Source organism: Pseudomonas cucumis (assembly GCF_030687935.1).
Taxonomy (GTDB): domain Bacteria; phylum Pseudomonadota; class Gammaproteobacteria; order Pseudomonadales; family Pseudomonadaceae; genus Aquipseudomonas; species Aquipseudomonas cucumis.
The window spans coordinates 4,330,197-4,348,893 of record NZ_CP117454.1; the positions used below are offsets into that span (position 1 = coordinate 4,330,197).

Consider the following 18,697-nt stretch of genomic DNA (forward strand, 5'->3'; position numbering starts at 1 on the left):
GCGAACACAGGCCCAGTGTGGGAGCGGGCTTGCCCGCGAAGAGGCCCTCACTGACGCTAGAGAACTACAGCCCCTCCAACTCCGCCATCAAATCATTCAACCGATCCACCTTCTCCTCGGTAATGTCGCTCGCCGCCAACCCGTCGATGTACTCGGCCAGCTCCGCCACGGTGCTGCACTCGAACATCGCCCGTAGCGGCACGTTGCGTTGCAGGGCTTTTTGCACCCGCGAGGCGATCTGTGTGGCCAGCAGCGAATGCCCGCCGAGCTCGAAGAAATTGTCACGCACGCCGACCTTCTCGACCTTCAACACCTGGGCCCATATATCCGCCAGTGTCTGTTCCAGCTCATTGCGCGGCGCCTGATAGTCCTGGCTCTGCAACTGGCCGATCTCCAGCGCCGGCAAGGCCTTGCGATCGAGTTTGCCGTTGGCGTTGAGCGGCAGCTTATCGAGCCACAACCAGTGCAGCGGCACCATGTATTCCGGCAACTCTGCGCGCAGACGTTGCTTGATACGCTCCAGTCGTTCGTTCGGATTGAGCGCCGAATCGGCTGCGACCAGATAGCCGACCAAATGCTTGCCATTCACGCCTTCCTGCACACCCACCGCTGCATCGCGAACTTCTGGCTGCTCGTGCAGACGGGCCTCGATTTCACCCAGTTCGATGCGGTAACCGCGAATCTTCACTTGATGGTCGATGCGTCCGACGTATTCCAGCACGCCGTCACTGCGACGTCGGGCCAGGTCGCCGGTGCGATACAAGCGATCCCCCGGCGCACCGAACGGGTTTGGCACAAACACCTGCGCAGTGCGCAACGGATCGCTCACATAGCCCCGTCCCACACCGATGCCAGCCACGCACAACTCGCCCACCGCCCCCAACGGCACCAGTTCCAGCGCGCCATCGAGCAAATACAAACGGTTGTTGTCGGTCGGCGTGCCAATCGGCAGATAACTGCCGCGCGTCGAGGCCAGGTCGACCCGGAAGAACGCCACATCGTCCGAGCATTCCGCCGGACCATAAGCATTCACCAAATCGATCTGCGGGTAACGCAGCAACCATTGGTGCGCCAGCTCCGGCGGCATTGCTTCACCCGTCGGCAGCATCCAGCGCAGGCCGTCGAGGCTCATGCGGTCCTGGGCGAGCATGCCCTGAATCAGTGACGGCACGCTTTCCAGCACGGTGATGCCCTGGCTCTGAACGTGAGCCAACAAGCCTTGCGGATCGTGGGCAATGCTGTTCGGCACGATGTCCACCCGAGCGCCGAACAGCGGTGCCGCGAGGAACTGCCAGACCGAGATGTCGAAGCTTTGCGAAGCGGTCTGGGCGATCACGTCGGCGTCGCTCAGTTTCAGGTATGGCACCTTGCTCAACTGGTTATTGAGCATGCCGCGCTGCTCGACCATCACCCCCTTCGGCAGGCCGGTGGAACCCGAGGTGTAGATCACATAGGCGAGGTTGTCCGGGCCGCTGTAAATACCCGGATTGGCCACCGAAACATCACGTGCCTGCACGTCTTCCCAGACCAGCAATCGAGGTCGGTTGGCACAACCGAACTCTTCCAGCAGCGCAACGGCTTGTTCACGACACGCCTGAGTGCAAACCAGCAACGGCGTACGGCTCAGGTCGATGATGCGGCTCAGACGCTGACTCGGCAGGCCCGGGTCCAGCGGCAGGTAACCGGCACCGGCTTTGAAGCTGCCGATGATCATGCCCAGCAGATCGAGGTTACGTTCGGCGAGCAGCGCCACCGGCTGGTCGAGCCCGACGCCTGCGGCGATCAAGGCATGACCGAGACGGTTGCTGCGCTGGTTCAGCTCAACGTAACTGTGCTGCTGATCCAAACAACTGGCGACAATTCGCTGCGGATGCTTGGCAACTTGCGCTTCGAACAATGAGACATAGCTCTGCTCCAGCGGGTAGTCGTGTTCGCTCTGGTTGCAGCCATGAATCAGGAAGTCCTGTTCCTCAGTGCCCAGCAACGGCAGATCGGCCATGTCGCCATGGAAGCCTTCGACCAGCGCCAGCAGCAAGCGCTTGAATTCGCCGAGCATGCGCTCGACCGTGGATTCGTCGAAATAACGCTGGTCGTAAGACAGGTGCAAGCCCAGGTCATCGCCCGGATAACACACCGCCGTCAGCGGGAAGTTGGTGTGGGTACGGCCCGAATCCGACGTAGCGTTGAGGCTTTGCGCACGGTCCAGCACCGAGACTTCCACCGGCGCGTTTTCGAACACGAACAGGCTATCGAACAGCGGCTGGCCTTTAGGCAGTTCGCTGTTTTCCTGGATGGTCACCAGCGGCAGGTATTCGTACTCGCGCAGTTGCATGTTGCTGTCGAGCAGACCGCTAAGCCACTGACGAACACTGCAACGCTGATCGTCCTCGGGCATTTTCACCCGCAGGGCGATGCTGTTGATGAACAGCCCGACGGTGCGTTGCATCTCCGGCATTTCCACCGGGCGCCCAGCGACCGTGACGCCGAACAGCACGTCGCGATCACCGCTCAAGCGGCGCAGCACAAGCGCCCATGCCGCCTGGGCGAAGGTGTTGATGGTCAGCTGATGGGCCTGAGCCAGTTCGCGCAATTGCGCGCCATCGCGGGCATCCAGCCTTGTGTAACGGTCGCCGACGATCATACCGCCGCTGTCGCCGGCATGTTCACGCAGGAACGGCCGGTCACTCGGAATCGGCGTGGTGCGCTCGAAACCTTGCAGGTTCTGCTGCCACCACTGCCGCGCTTCGGCCAGGCTCTGGCGTTGCAGCCAGCCGATGTAATCGCGATATCGCGGCGGCACGGCCAGTTGCGCTTCCCGACCTTCGCCGAGGGCGGTGTAGATCTCGAAGAAGTCGTTCATCAGCAGCGAACGGCACCAGGCATCGATGAGGATGTGGTGGTTGCTCATCATGAACCAGTAACGTGCCGCGCCCACGCGAATCAAGCGCAGGTGGAACGGTGCCTGATTGAGCAAATCGAACCCGGCCTCACGCTCGCTTTTCAGCAACGCCTGCAGCTTCGGTTCTTGCTCGGTTTCGGCCACCGCGCTCCAGTCCAGATACTCGATCGGGGTGCTGCCCGGTTTGTGGATCACTTGCAGCATGTCTTCGCCGACGTTCCAGCAGAACGAGGCGCGCAAGGCTTCGTGACGGGCGATTACCGCTTGCCAGGCCTGGGCGAAACGTTGCGGGTCGAGCTCGCTGTTGATGCGGTAGCGATCCTGCATGTAATAAAGGCCGGTGCCCGGTTCGAGCAAGGTGTGCAGCAGCATGCCTTCCTGCATTGGGGTCAGCGGGTAAACGTCTTCGATCATCGGCGCAGGCACTGGCAGTGCGTCGAGTTGCGGCTGAGTCAGTCTGGCCAGCGGGAAGTCCGATGGCGTCAGGCCGCCTGCGTTATCGCTCAGGCAATGCTGAATCAGGCTTTGCAATTCGCCCAGATACGCCTCTGCCAGATCGGTGATGATTTGCAGATCGTGGCGTTCGGCGCTGAAGGTCCAGCGCAGCACCAACTCACCGCCATACACCTGACTGTCGACGCTCAGCTCGTTAGGCAGCGGAGCGTGTGGATCATGGGCCGCGCCCACCGGTTCATCGAGCGGACGGAACAGCGCATCGCTGCCGAAACTCTGGTCGAACTGACCCAGGTAGTTGAAGGTGATCGGCGCCACCGACAGCGCGGCCATGGCCTGACGGCACACACCGTCGGCCAGGTAACGCAGCACGCCATAACCCAAGCCTTTATGAGGCACCGCGCGCAGTTGCTCCTTGATCGCCTTGATCGACGCACCCTGTTCACTCTCAGGTGTGAGGCGCAGTGGATAGGCGCTGGTGAACCAGCCAACGGTGCGGGTCAGGTCGATCTCGTCGAACAGGGTTTCGCGACCGTGGCCTTCGAGTTGAATCAACGCCGATTCGTGACCGCTCCAGCGGCACACCACACGGGCCAATGCGGTCAGCAGCAAATCGTTGACCTGAGTGCGATAGGCCGTCGGCGCCTGTTGCAACAGTTGGCGGGTACGCTCGCTGTCGAGGCGCACGCTGACGGTTTGCGCGTGGCGATTTTGCTGTCCGCCCTGCGGACGATCACACGGTAATTCAACGCTTGGACCGGCCAGCTGCGTCTGCCACCAGCTCAATTCTTCACGCAGGGATTCGCTGCCGGCGTAAGCCTGCAACCGTGCGGCCCAGTCCTTGAAGCCGCTGGTTTTTGCCGGCAGTTTTACCGACTGCCGGGACTCGAGTTGACGATAAACCGTTTGCAGATCTTCCAGCAGCACCCGCCACGACACCCCGTCCACCACCAGGTGGTGAACGGCAATGAACAGCCGTTGTTGCCCCTCAGGATCATCCACCAGCAGCGCCCGCATCAGCGGCCCTTGCTCAAGGTCGAGGCTGCGCTGGGCATCAGCGAACAGCGCCACGCATTTGTCTATGGCCGGCACTTTCACCTGCCACAGCACCGCGGCGTCGGAAACCGCCTGGTGCTCGGCCTGCCAATGGCCGGCGACTTCGGTAAAGCGCAGGCGCAAGGCGTCGTGCTGTTCGATCACCGCCAGCAGCGCTTGCTCCAGACGATGCGGGTCGAGCGCCACGGTCGGCTCCAGCAGCAACGCCTGGTTCCAGTGTTGACGCTGGGGGATTTCAGTGTCGAAGAACCAGTGCTGAATCGGCGTCAAACGCGATTCACCGCTCAACAAACCTTGCTCGGCCGTGACCTGCTCGGTGCGGGTCGCGACAGCGGCGAGAGTTTGCACGGTCTGGTGCTGGAACAAGTCCCGTGGGCTGAAATGGATGCCCTGCTGCCGCGCACGGCTGACCACCTGGATCGACAGAATCGAATCGCCGCCCAGTTCAAAGAAGTTGTCGTTGAGGCCGACCTGCTGCACGTTCAGCACTTCGCACCAGATGCCAGCCAGGGTCAGCTCAAGTTCATTGCTCGGCGCCACGTACTGCTGACGATTCAACTCCGGGTCCGGGGCCGGCAGTGCGCGGCGGTCGAGTTTGCCGTTGGCGGTCAGCGGCATGCTGGCCAGCAGGATCAAGTGCGTTGGCACCATGTAATCCGGCAACTGAGATTTGAGGTGCGCCTTCAGCGCTTCGCGCAATGCAGCTTGTTGCGTTTCATCCTGTTCGGCGACGTCGGTGACCAGGTAGCCGACCAACTGCTTGCCGCTCGGTGCGTCGAGGGCCAGCACCACTGCTTCACGCACGGATTCGTGTTCCAGCAGACGGGTTTCGATCTCGCCCAGTTCGATGCGGAAACCACGAATCTTCACTTGATGGTCGATGCGCCCCAGATACTCCACCAAGCCATCGGCACGCTGGCGCACCAGGTCGCCGGTGCGATACAGACGCCCGCCGTTCACTGCAAAAGGATCGGCAACAAACCGTTCGGCGGTCATGCCCGGACGCTGGTGATACCCCTGCGCCAGGCCTGCACCGCCGACATACAATTCGCCCGTCGCGCCTTGCGGCACCAACGCCAGATCGGCGTCGAGGATGTAGGCGACGCGAGCGCCGATCACGTTGCCGATCGGCACGCTGCCCAGCCCTTCTTCCAGTTGCTCGGGTGCCAGGCTGGCGAGCGGCATGACCACGGTTTCGGTCGGGCCGTAAGCGTTGAAAAACACGCTCGGTTTGAACGCCGCGCGAATCCGTTGCAAGTGTTCGCCGGTCAGGGCCTCGCCACCGGTGATGCACATACGCACCGGCAGGGTTTCGCCCTGGGTCGCCAGCCATTGCGCCAACTGGCTGCCGTAGCTTGGGGTGAAACCAAGAATGTTGATGTTGTGCCGACGAATCAGCCCGCAGATTTCTTGCGCATCCCACTGCCCCTGAGCACGCAGGACAACCTGCGCACCACTCAACAGCGGCACCAGCAGACGCTCGGTCGCGGCATCGAAGTTGATCGAATAGAAGTGCAACTCACAGTCGTCCGGACGCATGCCGAAGCGCTCGATCACGGCACGGCAGTGCATGGCGATTTCACCGTGGGACACCACCACGCCTTTCGGTTTGCCGGTGGAGCCGGAGGTGTAAATCAGGTACGCCTGATGTTGCGGCAGGCTGATAAACGGCAGTTCGCTGGCCGGGTAGTTGGTCAGTGCAGCGGCGTCTTCTTCCAGGCACCAGCGACCGACGCTGGCCGGCAATTCACCGAGCGCCGCGAACATCGCCGCATCGCTGAGCAGCAAACCGATGCCGCTGTCTTCGATCATGTAGTGCAAGCGGTCCAGCGGGTATTCCGGGTCCAGCGGCACATAGGCGCCGCCAGCCTTGAGGATCGCCAGCAGGCTGATGACCATTTCCAGCGAGCGCTCCAACGCCAGGCCGACCCGCACCTGCGGCCCGACACCGCGCTCGCGCAGCATCCAGGCCAGACGATTGGCGCGACTGTCGAGCTCGGCGTAGCTCAAGGTTTGGCCGGCAAACGTCAGGGCCGGCGCGTCCTTGCGCACCAGGGCTCGCTCGCTGAACAGGTGATGGATGCATTGATCGAGACGATGTTCGCCCGGCTCAATGCCGAGGCTGTCGAGCAGGTTTTGCTGTTCGGTGGCTTCCAGCAACGGCAGTTCGCTGAGGCGCTGTTGCGGATCGGCGAGCAACGCTTCCAGCACATTGCGCCAGTGTCCGGCCATGCGCGCAATGCGCGGTTCATCGAACAAATCGGTGCTGTAGGTCAGGCAGCAACCGAGTCGATGGTCGAGGTCGGTGACTTCCAGGTTGAGGTCAAACTTGGTCGCTCGCGCATCGTTGGCCAGGTACTCGACAGTCATACCGGCCAGGGTTCGGCTCTGCTGGAATTCCCAGCGCTGCACGTTGCACATCACCTGAAACAGCGGGTTGTAAGCCGCACTGCGGGTTGGCTGCAAGGCTTCAACCAGATGATCGAACGGCAGGTCCTGATGGGACTGGCCTTCGATCACAGTGTGGCGAACCTGCTCGAACAACTCGCCGACAGACATCTGCCCGTCGAGCTGGCAACGCAGCACTTGAGTGTTGAGGAATGCGCCGATCAGCCCTTCGCTTTCCGGGCGAATGCGGTTGGCCACTGGCGCGCCGATACGCAGATCGGTCTGGCCGCTGTAGCGGTAAAGCAGCACCGCCAGCGCGGCGGTCATGGTCATGAACAGAGTCAGACCGTTGTAGGCGTTGAAGGCACGAACCCGCGCCGCAAGATCATCGCTGAGGTCGAAGCGGAACAGTTCACCCTGATGGCTTTGCACCGGCGGACGCGGACGATCGGCCGGCAATTCCAGCAGCGGATGTTCGCGGCCCAGTTGCGCGGTCCAGTAATCGAGCTGGCGCTGACGTTCGCCGGACTCCAGCCACTGGCGCTGCCACACGCTGTAATCCAGATACTGCACCGGCAGCGGTGGCAGCGGCGAATCGCGGTCATCGACGAAGGCTTCGTAGAGCGCGCTCAGTTCCCGGGCGAAGATGTCCATCGCCCAACCCTCGGTGACGATGTGGTGCAGGGTCAGGACGAAGTAATGCTCCTGCTCGGCGGTCTTGACCAGGCAAGCACGCAGCAGCGGGCCGGTTTCCAGATCGAAAGGTTTATGGGCTTCATCGTCGGCCAGTTGCTGTACCCGTTGTTCACGGGTGTCGACCGCCAGCACGGAAAAATCCTTCCAGTCCATGCGCAGGCCGGTGTCCGGATGCACCTGTTGCCGGGCCACGCCGTCGACGCTCGGGAACGTCGTACGCAGGGTTTCGTGCCGCATGATCAGCGCTTGCAGCGCCGCTTCGAAACGCCCGACATCCAGCACGCCGCGCAACCGCGCCATGCCGCCGACATTGTAGGCCGGGCTGTCCGGCTCCATCTGCCAGAGGAACCACATGCGTTGCTGAGAATAGGACAGTGGTACCGGTTGGCTGCGGTCGACCTTCTCGATCGGCGGCTGTTTGTTGGTTTTGCCGCTGGCCTGGATCAAGCGAACCTGTTCGGCAAAAGCGCCCAGCTCACTGGCCTCGAACAGCGCCCGCAGCGGTAACTCGACGTCGCAGGCCTGGCGGGTGCGGGAAATGATTTGCGTGGCCAGCAAAGAATGGCCCCCGAGGGCGAAGAAGTCATCGCGCAGACCGATCTGCGTTTGGCCCAGCACTTCGCGCCAGATGCCGGCGATTTGCTGCTCAAGGGCAGTGACCGGTTCGACGTGCTCACGGACTTGCCATTGAGGTTCCGGCAAGGCGCGGCGGTCGAGTTTGCCGCTTGGGCTCAGGGGCATTTCATCCAGACGCATGAGTTGCGCCGGGACCATGTATTCCGGCAGCTCTGCCGCCAGCGCGGTTTTCAGGCGCGTGGTTTGAGCATCGATGGTTTCGCTGGTTTCAGTGGCGGTGTAGTAACCGATCAACTGCCCGCCCGCCGCCGTTTCGCGCACCAGTACCACCGCTTGGGCGACGCCGGGCTGCGCCAACAGACGCGCTTCGATCTCTTCCGGCTCGACACGAAAACCGCGCAGTTTGACTTGCTGATCGAGACGACCGAGGTATTCGATCACGCCGTCGGCGGTCCAGCGGGCACGGTCGCCGGTGCGGTACAGACGTGCGCCCTGCTCGCCCAGCGGATCGACCACAAAGCGCTCCGCGGTCAAGCCTGGACGACCGAGATAACCACGGGCCAAACCGATACCGCTGATGCACAGTTCTCCCGGCACACCGGCCGGCACCGGGTTGAGGTCGCTGTCGAGCACGCGGCACAACACGTTGCCCAATGGCCGGCCAATCGGTGAGCGTTCGCCATCAGCCGTTGTGCAATGCCAGTGGGTGACGTTGATTGCCGTTTCGGTCGGGCCGTAGCGGTTGTGCAGTTGCACTGCCGGCAAGTGTTCCAGTACGCGATTGCGCAGTTCGGCGGGCAAGGCTTCGCCGCCGGAGAACAGCCGGCGCAGGCTGGTGCATTCGGCGCTGAGTGGTTCGTCGATGAACAACGCAAGCAACGGCGGTACGAAGTGCAGCGTAGTCACACCGTATTGCTGGACCAGTTGCGCGATGCGATGCGGATCGCGGTGCTCACCAGGACCGGCGATCAACAAGCGGCAACCGGTGATCAGCGGCCAGAAGCACTCCCACACCGACACGTCGAAACTGATCGGCGCTTTTTGCATCAGCACATCGGTTTGATCCAGACGGTAGGTGGCTTGCATCCATTGCAGGCGTTCAGCGAGGGCTGAGTGAGTGTTGCCTACGCCCTTCGGTTGACCAGTGGAACCAGAGGTGTAAATCACGTAGGCCAGGTTATCGCCGTGCAGGTGCAAACCCGGCGCATGGCTTGGCCAGTTCTCCAGATGCAGGGCGTCCATGGCGATCACGCTGACGCCATCGGTGGCCGGCAGGCGATCGAGCAATTCGGTTTGGGTCAGCAGCAGTTCGACGCCACTGTCGCTGAGCATGTAAGCCAGGCGCTCAGCCGGGTAATCCGGGTCCAGCGGCACATAAGCGCCACCGGCCTTGATGATCGCCAGCAAGCCGATCAGCAACTGCGGCGAACGCTCGGCTGCGATGGCCACGCACACGTCCGGGCCGACGCCTTTGTCGCGCAGGTAATGCGCCAGGCGGTTGGCCTGGGCGTGCAGTTCGGCGAAGTCCAGGCTGCCGCCGTCCCACAGCAGCGCGGTGCGCTCCGGGATCTGGCGCGCTTGTTCGTTGAGCAACTCAGGCAGCCATTGGCTGGCCGGTGTGCAGGGTGCGGCGCTCCAGATGGACTGCTGATCGTGCTCGCCCGAGGTCAGCAATTGCAGGTCGCCGATGGCAGTCATCGGTTGTTCGCAGACGGCTCGCAGCAGGTTGCTGAAATGCTCGGCCAAGCGCTCGATAGTCGTGCCGTCAAACAACTCGCTGGCATAGTCGAACGACAGGCTCAGGCGACCATTGCGGTCTTCTTCACTGTGAAGTTGCAGGTCGAACTTGGCTTCGCGACTGTGCCACGGCAGCTCTTCGGCGAGCAGCCCCGGCAAGCGACGCAGCGCACTGAGATCCCGTTGCTGGTGGTTGAACATGACCTGGAACAAGCCCTGCTCGCGGGCCTGGGGGAAGGCCTCGAGCAGTTGTTCGAACGGCAGATCCTGATTCGCTTGCGCGCCCAATGCGGCTTGACGGGTTTGTGCCAGCAACTCAACGAATGGCAATCGCGAATCCACCTCGGCGCGCAGCACTTGGGTGTTGATGAAGAAGCCGATCAGCCCTTGGGTTTCCAGGCGCGGACGGTTGGCATTCGGCACGCCGACGCGGATGTCGCGTTGGCCGCTGTAGCGATGCAGCAGGCTCTGGAATGCCGCGAGCAACAGCATGAACGGCGTCGCTTCATGGGCCTGGGCCGTCTGGCGAATGGCATCACTCAGGCTGGCGTCCAAACGCAGCGTATGACGGGCGGCGCTGTGAGTGTGTTGGGCCGAACGCGGATGATCGGTGGCCAGGTTCAGGGTCGGATGATCAACGCCCAACTGCTCTTTCCAGTAAGCGAGTTGACGCTCGCCCTCCCCTTGCGCCAACCACTGGCGCTGCCAACTGCCATAGTCGGCGTATTGCGTCAGCAACGCTGGAAGGCTGGCGGTCTGGCCTTGAGAGGCGGCCGCATACAGCCGCGAGAATTCGTCGATCAGCACGTTCAGCGACCAGCCGTCGGCGATGATGTGGTGCAGGGTCACCAGCAGTTGATGGTCTTCATCGCCGAGGCGTACCAGGGTCACCCACAGCAGCGGGCCTTTTTCCAGATCGAATTGGGTGCGGGCTTCGTCTTCACGGATCTGCTGCGCGCGGGCTTCACGCTCGGCGGCCGGCAGGTCACTGATGTCGATCACTTGCAGGTTGAACTCACCGGCAGCAATGACCTGTTGCAAGGCCACACTATCCCGCTCGAAAAACCGCGTGCGCAGGGATTCGTGACGTTCGATCAGTTGCTGGAAACTGGCGCGCAAGGCGTCTTCGTCCAGTTCGCCGCGCAGGCGCAAGGCACCGGGTATGTTGTAGGCGCTGCTCTGCGGGTCGAGTTGCCAGGTGATCCACAAACGGTTTTGCGCCAGGGATTGCGGCATGGCTTCGCTGCGCGACAAGGGCATGATCACGCCTTGGGCCACGCCGCCATCCTGTTGTTGCCGGGCGACCGCGGCAGCGAACGCGCCGAGGGTCGGCGCTTCGAACAACAGGCGCAAATTCAGCTCCAGCCCCAGCTCTTCACGCAGGCGCGCGACCACTTGAGTGGCAGCGATGGAGTTGCCGCCGAGCAGGAAAAAGTGATCGTCAGCACTGACCTGTTGGACGCTGAGCTGTTGGCACCAAATATTGCCGATCAAGCCTTGCAGCTCTGAGCCAGTGTTGGTTTCAGATGGGCTTGCGCTGTCTGCCGACGGGAATAGCGCATAGCTGTCCAGGCTGCCATCGGCCAGGCGATTGCGGCACGCCGAGCGTTGCAATTTGCCGCTGGACGTTTTCGGCAGCGCTCCCGGATTGAGCAATACCACCACACTCGGCGCTTCCTGATACGCCTCAGCCACTGCTTGGCGAATGGCTTTGATCAGCGCCTCGGGCGGCAGGATTTTTTGCACGCTGCGGCTGATTTCCGCAGCGATGCCGATGCCCTCCTGCCCCTCGATGTTGACCGCAAACGCGGCCACGCGACCTTTGCGCACCACCTCCACTTCACGCTCGATGGTCTGCTCGATGTCCTGCGGATAGAGGTTGTGACCGCGAACGATCAGCATGTCTTTCAGGCGCCCGGTGATGAACAGTTCCCCGTCACGCAAAAACCCCAGGTCGCCAGTGCGCAGCCAGGTACGACCGGCGTGCTGGACGAATGTCTTGGCCGTGGCTTCGGGGTTGCGCCAGTAGCCATGGGCGATGCTCGGCCCGGCAGCCCAGACTTCACCGACCACGTTGTCGGCGAGTTCGTCGAGCGAGACGGCATCGACAATCAGCACCGCGTGATCCGGCTGGCTGATACCGCAACTCATGATCGGACTGCCATCGCCCGGCTCGGCACGGTTCTGCGCCAGCGCTTGATCATCCACACGCAACGATGGAATGCCCTGACCGCGCGGGCTGCCGGCAACGAACAGCGTGGCTTCCGCCAGCCCGTAAGAGGCCATGAAGCTGTCCGAGGTAAAGCCACAGGCCGCGAACTTCTCGGCGAAACGTTCCAGGGTGTCGAGGCGAATCGGTTCGGAACCGGAATACGCCACGCGCCAGCCACTCAGGTCGAGACGCTCCAGCGCCGATTCGCTGACCCGTTCGCTGCACAGCCGATAGGCGAAGTCCGGCCCGCCGCTGATGGTGCCGCCGTATTCGCTGATCGCCTCCAGCCAACGCAATGGTCGGCCGAGGAAGTACGCCGGCGACATCAACACACAGGGCACGCCGCTGAAAATCGGCTGCAACAGGCCACCGATCAGGCCCATGTCGTGGTACAGCGGCAGCCAGCTGACGATCACGTCATCGGGGTTCAAATCGATGCCGAATCCGTGGCGAATCAGCAGTTCGTTGGCCACCAGGTTGCCGTGACTGACTTGCACGCCTTTAGGCAACGCGGTGGAACCGGAGGTGTATTGCAGGAACGCGATGTGGTCGCCGTGCAAGTCCGGTGCGACCCAGCGTTCGGCCAGGGCGCTGTCGAGGGTATCGACACACAGCAGCGGCGGCGCCTCGTCGATTTGCAGTAACGCGTCGCGCAGGTCGGCGCTGGTCAATAGCAAGCGCGGCTCGGCATCGCCAATGATCGACAGCAGACGTTCCTGATGATGACGACGGGTCGATTCAGGTGGATAGGCCGGCACCGCAATGACGCCTGCGTACAGGCAACCGAAAAACGCCGCGACGTAGTCCGGGCCACTGGGAAACAGCAGCACCGCGCGATCGCCAAACGACGTCTCGGCCTGCAACGCACCGGCAATGGTTCGCGCCCGCTGATCGAGCTCACGATAACTGAGCACCGCAGCCTGATCCTGGGTTTCGGCGAGAAAACGCAAGGCCACCCGGTCCGGCGTCAGGGCCGCGCGGCGCTGAAGGGCTTGGACCAGTGTGCTAGGGAGTTCGAACGCGTCGGTCATGAGGTTTCCTGCCTGAATTCGGCTTGCAAGTGGAATCGGTTTTCGTACGTCACGCCCGTTCATGGACATGCAGGACGCGGTCTTCGCCGACCGCGCAAGGCTTGGGAACGCTGTTTTGGCCGGGGCTTGCGCCCGCAAGCCTTCACCAATGAGAACGGATGAGGTCTTGAAATAATTAGTCGCCAGGCTAGAGCGCCAGCAGGCTTGAGGTCGGTAGGTGAGTCAGCCTGTCGCAGTTCTCACTCTGCTCTTCTATGGAGCATTAATTCTCTTTCTCAATTGACAATCATTATCATTCAACATAATTTGTCGCTCGATGTGTAGGACGAGTCTGATCCCCCTGTCGTCCCACGACCCTATTTGCAGCAAGGTGATTTCCAATGACGGAACAAGTATCCACAAGCAGGTGCGATTCACCGCTACTTCAGGCCTTCGTCGACAACCGACTGATTCTGGTCAAGATTGCCGCCCGCATCACCGGTTGCCGATCACGCGCCGAAGACGTGGTGCAGGATGCGTTCTTCAGGCTGCAATCGGCGCCGCAGATCACATCGTCAATCAAGGCGCAGCTCAGCTATCTGTTCCAGATCGTGCGTAACCTGGCGATCGATCATTACCGCAAGCAGGCGCTGGAGCAGAAGTATTCGGGCCCGGAAGAGGAAGGTCTGAACGTGGTGATTCAGGGCGCTTCGCCGGAAACCTCGCACATGAATTTCTCGACCCTGGAAAACATTGCCGATGCGCTGACGGAGCTGCCCAGCCGCACCCGTTACGCCTTCGAGATGTACCGCCTGCACGGCGTACCGCAAAAAGACATCGCCAAGGAACTTGGCGTCTCGCCAACCCTGGTGAACTTCATGATTCGTGACGCGCTGGTGCATTGCCGCAAGGTGTCGGGCAATCGTGCGGATACCTTTGCGCGCCGTTAAAAGCTTCGCGGGCAAGCCTCGCTCCTACAGGGGGAATGCGATTCCCTGTAGGAGCGAGGCTTGCCCGCGAAGACTGACTCAAGACCGCCACAGACCTTGAGCCTTACGCATCAAGCCAACGAACACCGATCAAAAAACCGCTCACGCCCCAGCATCATCAGCGCCGCGCGCTTGTGCGGGAAGTCGAACTCTTTTTCGCAGTGAAAACAATGATTGTGCATGTGCCCGATCATCTTCGCGTTGTCGGCGCGAGGTTCGGCGACCACCCGTTGAGTGCGTGGATCATCGAGAAACAGGTAATGCACCAGCGCCGATAGCCAGCTCGCCACCTTGTGCGGGCCGCGGTGATGTTCTTCGCCCACCAGCATGTGAATGCCACGGTCGTAATCGCCAGCATCATAAAACGGTGCAATGCGATCTTCCTTGGCCCAATAGGCTTCGAAATAGGCAAACGGCTGATCATCGAAGCAACCGATCAGCGTCAAGGTGTGCGGGTCGGCTTCAAGCTTGCTCAGGTATTCGCGATGCTTCTCGAGGCTGCCCTCCTCCTGCCAGAAACTCGCCACCCGCGGGCTGTTCTGCCAACGGTTGAAACGCGCCAGGTCATGCTCGATTTCTACCGTGCGCAGGGAGACCCACGCACCGAGCCGCGCATCGAAGCGTCGATAGACCTCACCACGGGGTTTTACCGCACGCAATGGATGGCGCTTGCCGCCACTGATGACCATTTGCTGCGGATAGCTGCCGGTGCGCGACTCACCCAGCCAAGGCTGGGGCAATTGCCAGAACAGCGTGCGTTCGCAGCGATACTGGCCGGTGACTTCGGTCGCGATCAGCAATCCACTGAGCAAGGCTTCGGTGGGCACGTCATCGAGGTGCCAGGTCAGACGCTGACAAGCCGAATCACGGGCAAACAGCCAATAGCAGGCCGCCCAGAATGCCTGACCGTCAGGACGGCCGAAGCGTTCCTCCAGCCGCAGATGCAACTCCGGCTCGCGGGTCAGCCGCAGTTCGATCAACGGTTGCCCTTGCAGGCTGAGGCTCAGGCGGCTGGCGGTTTCATCGGCTACAAAACAGTTGCCTGACGGCAAGGCCAGGCTGGTCAGGTCATTCAGATTGGACATGGGTGGGGCTCACGGTAATCGTCGACAGTTCAACGATGTGACGTGAGCCGGGGCAGGAAATTTAAGCGCCGTCGCCAAATACACGACCCGTGGCGCGTTTCAGTCTTTACCCACCGGCACCAGGGCAATTTTGTAGGGATCGAAAATCTTCAGCATCTGGCCATTGTCTCTCAGGCCTTGCAGCAACTTGCCAAATGCTTCGCCGGTAATCGGCGCCTGCGGGCGAATCAACGCGTAATGGTGATAGACCTGATCGATGCGTTGGGACACCAACAATTGCTCGCCGACTTTCTCGTTACGCAACAGGTAATCGCTCAGGTAGGAACGTGTCACCAAGGCAATGTCCGCCCGCCCGCGCAGCACTATCAACAAGTTGCTGTCATGGGAATAGGTCAGCGTGGCCTTGTAGGTGTCAGCCAGATACTTGGGATCGGCATTAAAATTGGCAAACTCGTAGTGGTAGCCGCTGTACAGCGCCAGACGCTTGCCCGTCAGGTCCTTGAAGTAATTCTGATCGCGATCGGGCTTCTTCTGCGCGACAAAGATTTCTGCATCTTCCAGGCCCATGTCGACGAGGGTATGCGGGATGTCCTTCCAGCCCCAGTCCGGGTTCTCGAAAATCGCCATGTCCACCCGGCCTTGTTTGAAGTCACCAAAGCGCCGGGGAATGGAGGTGGGAACCAGCTCAAACTGATAGTCGGTTTGCGCCTGATTCAGCGCTTCCACCAGTTGCGGCAACAGACCGGTGTCGGCACCGGACTCCGGACGCACGGTATAGGGTGGAAAATGCGCGGCACCGACCCGCACCAACTGTGCAGCCTGAGAGGGCAATACGCAGCACACTGCAAGCGCCGCCAGCAATAGCCGAGACGCTGTCCGAATTGGTGAAGACATCAAAACAACCCACTCCCCAAGAAAATACCCATCAATGCATTCAAGCTAGGCGGTTTCGCCGACTTAGCCAGTTTCTTGCCGAGATAGACGGCTCACTGCCGTTCTTCAAGCACCAGAATCAACGCCTCATCGGCCAATTGATCGAGGCTCATGCTGCCATCGGCGCGAAACCAGGTGGTGGTCCAGGACAACGCGCCCGTCAGGAAACGGCGGGTGATAAACACGTCGCCACGGATAAAACCGGCGTCCTTGGCCTCGCCCAGTACCTGCAGCCAGATGTCTTCATAAATATCACGCAGCGCCAAAACTTGCGCCTGGCCTTCTGCTGACAGCGAACGCCATTCATATACCAGCACCGCCATGGCCTCGCCGCTGCCGCCCATGATCGACTGCAATTCACAACGAATCAGCGCCAACACCCGCTCGCGCACACTGCCGGCCTCGGCCAGGGCTGCGCGCATCAACGCGGTGTTGTAGCGAATGGTCTCCTCCATCACGGCCCGCAGGATCTCATCCTTGCTTTTGAAGTGATGAAAAATACTGCCCGACTGAATACCCACCGCACCAGCCAGATCACGCACGGTGGTGCGTTCATAACCTTTGTTGCGAAACAGGTGAGCGGCCACTTGCAGGAGTTTGCCACGGGCGCTGTCCGGGTCGGTCAATTGGCCGTTGTCGACCAATTCGCGCATCACCCTCAGGGCTTTTTGCTCGTCCACCCGTTCTCTCCTACAGTCGATCAATCAATTGCGCCGCTGCCCGCTAAAACGGCGGGGTTGCGCGGGCAATTTAAGCTGGCGGGGGCGACCAAGCAAGCGCTTGGGCAGAAGATATTTCAGCCGTTTACAAACCAAGCGCTTGCTTGGTAGTCTCGAGACACTTCTGTCGGAGGTGGTTATGGAATTGGCTGCGCCCAAAACAATCCGCATCGGTTGCGCCAGCGCATTCTGGGGCGACACCTCGACCGCCGCCGCGCAACTGGTGGAAGGCGGGCGGCTGGACTATCTGGTGTTCGATTATCTGGCCGAGATAACCATGTCGATCATGGCCGGGGCGCGGATGAAAGATCCGGGGGCCGGCTACGCCAGCGACTTCATCGAAGTGCTCAGCCCCCTCCTCAACCAGCTCGCGGAACAGAAGATCCGCGTTATCAGCAATGCCGGCGGCGTCAACCCGCAGGCTTGCGCCGCGGCCCTGCAATCGGCCTGCGACAAGGCTGGAGTAGCGCTGAAGATCGCCGTGCTATCGGGTGACGATCTGCAACCGCAGTTCAAACGCCTGAGCAGCCTTGGCCTCCATGAGATGTTCAATGGCACGCCCCTGCCGCCGATGTGTGTGTCGACCAACGCCTACCTCGGCGCGCCGGGCATCGTCGAAGCCCTGCGTCTGGGCGCCGACATTGTGATTACCGGGCGCGTGGTCGACAGCGCCGTGGTCAGCGCCGCGCTAGTGCATGAGTTCGGTTGGTCGTGGCACGACTACGACAAACTCGCCCAGGCTGCATTGGCCGGGCACCTCATTGAATGTGGTGCCCAGTGCACGGGCGGAAACTTCACCGACTGGCGCGATGTGCCCGACTACGAACACATCGGTTTTCCGATCGTCGAGGTCGGCGCCGACGGCCAGTTCATCGTCAGCAAACCCGATGGTTCCGGCGGCCTGGTCACGCCCCTGACCGTTGGCGAGCAGATGCTTTATGAAATCGGCGACCCGCAGGCCTATTTGCTGCCCGATGTGGTGTGCGATTTCAGTCAGGTCAAACTCGTGCAACAAGGCAAAAACGCGGTGCAGGTGCATGGCGCAAAAGGCTTGCCGCCGACCGATCAGTACAAGGTCAGCGCCACGTATCCGGACGGTTTTCGCTGTACCGCCAGTTGCCTGATCGCAGGGATTGATGCCGTAGCCAAGGCCCGACGGGTTAGCCAGGCGATCATCAACAAGACCGCGGAAATCTTCAGCCAGCGCGGCTGGGCGCCCTACAGTGAAGTGAACATCGAACTGCTCGGCAGCGAAGCCACTTACGGCCCTCACGGTCAGCGCCAGGACAGTCGCGAAGTGGTGATCAAACTCGCCGTGCGCCACCCAAGCAAACAGGCCTTGATTGTGTTTTCCCGGGAAATCGCCCAGGCCGCCACCGGCATGGCACCGGGGTTGACCGGAATCGTCGGCGGGCGGCCGACGGTGTACCCGCTGATCCGGCTGTTTTCATTCCTGATCGACAAAACGGCCTGTACCCTGGAAATCGACCTCGCCGGTGAGCGCCACCCGTGCGCCCTGCCCGCCCTCGACGTACTCGCCCCGGATGACTTGCCGCTACCGTTCGATCCGCCCCAACCCACAGAACGCGCCGATGCCAGCGTGGCCCTGATCAAACTCGCCGTGGCGCGCTCCGGCGACAAGGGCAATCACAGCAACATCGGCGTCATGGCGCGCCATCCCGATTACCTGCCGTGGATCGCCGAAGCGCTGACACCTGCGGTGATGGTCGACTGGATGAGCCATGTCCTCGACCCGATCCACGGGCGTGTCGAACGCTGGTATTTACCGGGCACTCAGAGCTTTAATTTTCTTCTGGAGAACGCGCTGGGCGGCGGTGGCGTGGCCAGCCTGCGGATCGATCCGCAAGGCAAGGCCTTCGCCCAACAACTGCTGGAGATCCAGATTCCGGTGCCGCAGCGCATTGCCGATCAGGTCAATTAGAG

Annotated in this window: 6 protein-coding genes; 2 read left to right on the forward strand and 4 right to left on the reverse strand. The window is 61.5% G+C overall.

Features of this window, described 5'->3' with window-relative positions; all coding sequences use genetic code 11:
* Positions 1-64 precede the first annotated feature (64 nt).
* Complete coding sequence (locus PSH97_RS19585; protein WP_305446338.1) at positions 65-13,048, reverse strand: non-ribosomal peptide synthetase; 12,984 nt, start codon at positions 13,046-13,048, stop codon at positions 65-67.
* A 380-nt stretch (positions 13,049-13,428) separates the two neighbouring features.
* Between PSH97_RS19585 and PSH97_RS19590 the strand changes: the two genes are divergently transcribed.
* Positions 13,429-13,977 (forward strand): RNA polymerase factor sigma-70, encoded by a 549-nt coding sequence (locus tag PSH97_RS19590; RefSeq protein WP_007894994.1) that lies wholly within the window; start codon positions 13,429-13,431, stop codon positions 13,975-13,977.
* 110 nt (positions 13,978-14,087) lie between these two features.
* On the opposite strand, the gene PSH97_RS19595 is transcribed toward PSH97_RS19590, so the two are convergent.
* The 3 genes from PSH97_RS19595 to PSH97_RS19605 form a co-directional block, all read right to left on the reverse strand.
* Positions 14,088-15,101: a GNAT family N-acetyltransferase gene (locus PSH97_RS19595; protein WP_305446339.1), complete on the reverse strand. Its 1,014-nt coding sequence runs from the start codon at positions 15,099-15,101 to the stop codon at positions 14,088-14,090.
* A 99-nt stretch (positions 15,102-15,200) separates the two neighbouring features.
* Positions 15,201-15,995, reverse strand: a complete 795-nt coding sequence (locus PSH97_RS19600) for a substrate-binding periplasmic protein (RefSeq protein WP_305446340.1) — start codon at positions 15,993-15,995, stop codon at positions 15,201-15,203.
* 92 nt (positions 15,996-16,087) lie between these two features.
* On the reverse strand, positions 16,088-16,714 hold the full coding sequence (locus tag PSH97_RS19605; protein WP_237885704.1) for a TetR/AcrR family transcriptional regulator: 627 nt from the start codon (positions 16,712-16,714) through the stop codon (positions 16,088-16,090).
* Between the two features lie 178 nt (positions 16,715-16,892).
* On the opposite strand from PSH97_RS19605, the gene PSH97_RS19610 reads away from it, so the two are divergent.
* On the forward strand, positions 16,893-18,695 hold the full coding sequence (locus tag PSH97_RS19610) for an acyclic terpene utilization AtuA family protein (protein WP_305446341.1): 1,803 nt from the start codon (positions 16,893-16,895) through the stop codon (positions 18,693-18,695).
* Positions 18,696-18,697: the final 2 nt, after the last annotated feature.

Bases quoted from the DNA above. Each gene is read 5' to 3' on its own strand.
- PSH97_RS19590 (WP_007894994.1), top strand. From the start codon at position 13,429: ATGACGGAACAAGTATCCACAAGCAGGTGCGATTCACCGCTACTTCAG.
- PSH97_RS19610 (WP_305446341.1), top strand. From the start codon at position 16,893: ATGGAATTGGCTGCGCCCAAAACAATCCGCATCGGTTGCGCCAGCGCA.
- PSH97_RS19600 (WP_305446340.1), bottom strand. From the start codon at position 15,995: ATGTCTTCACCAATTCGGACAGCGTCTCGGCTATTGCTGGCGGCGCTT.
- PSH97_RS19595 (WP_305446339.1), bottom strand. From the start codon at position 15,101: ATGTCCAATCTGAATGACCTGACCAGCCTGGCCTTGCCGTCAGGCAAC.
- PSH97_RS19585 (WP_305446338.1), bottom strand. From the start codon at position 13,048: ATGACCGACGCGTTCGAACTCCCTAGCACACTGGTCCAAGCCCTTCAG.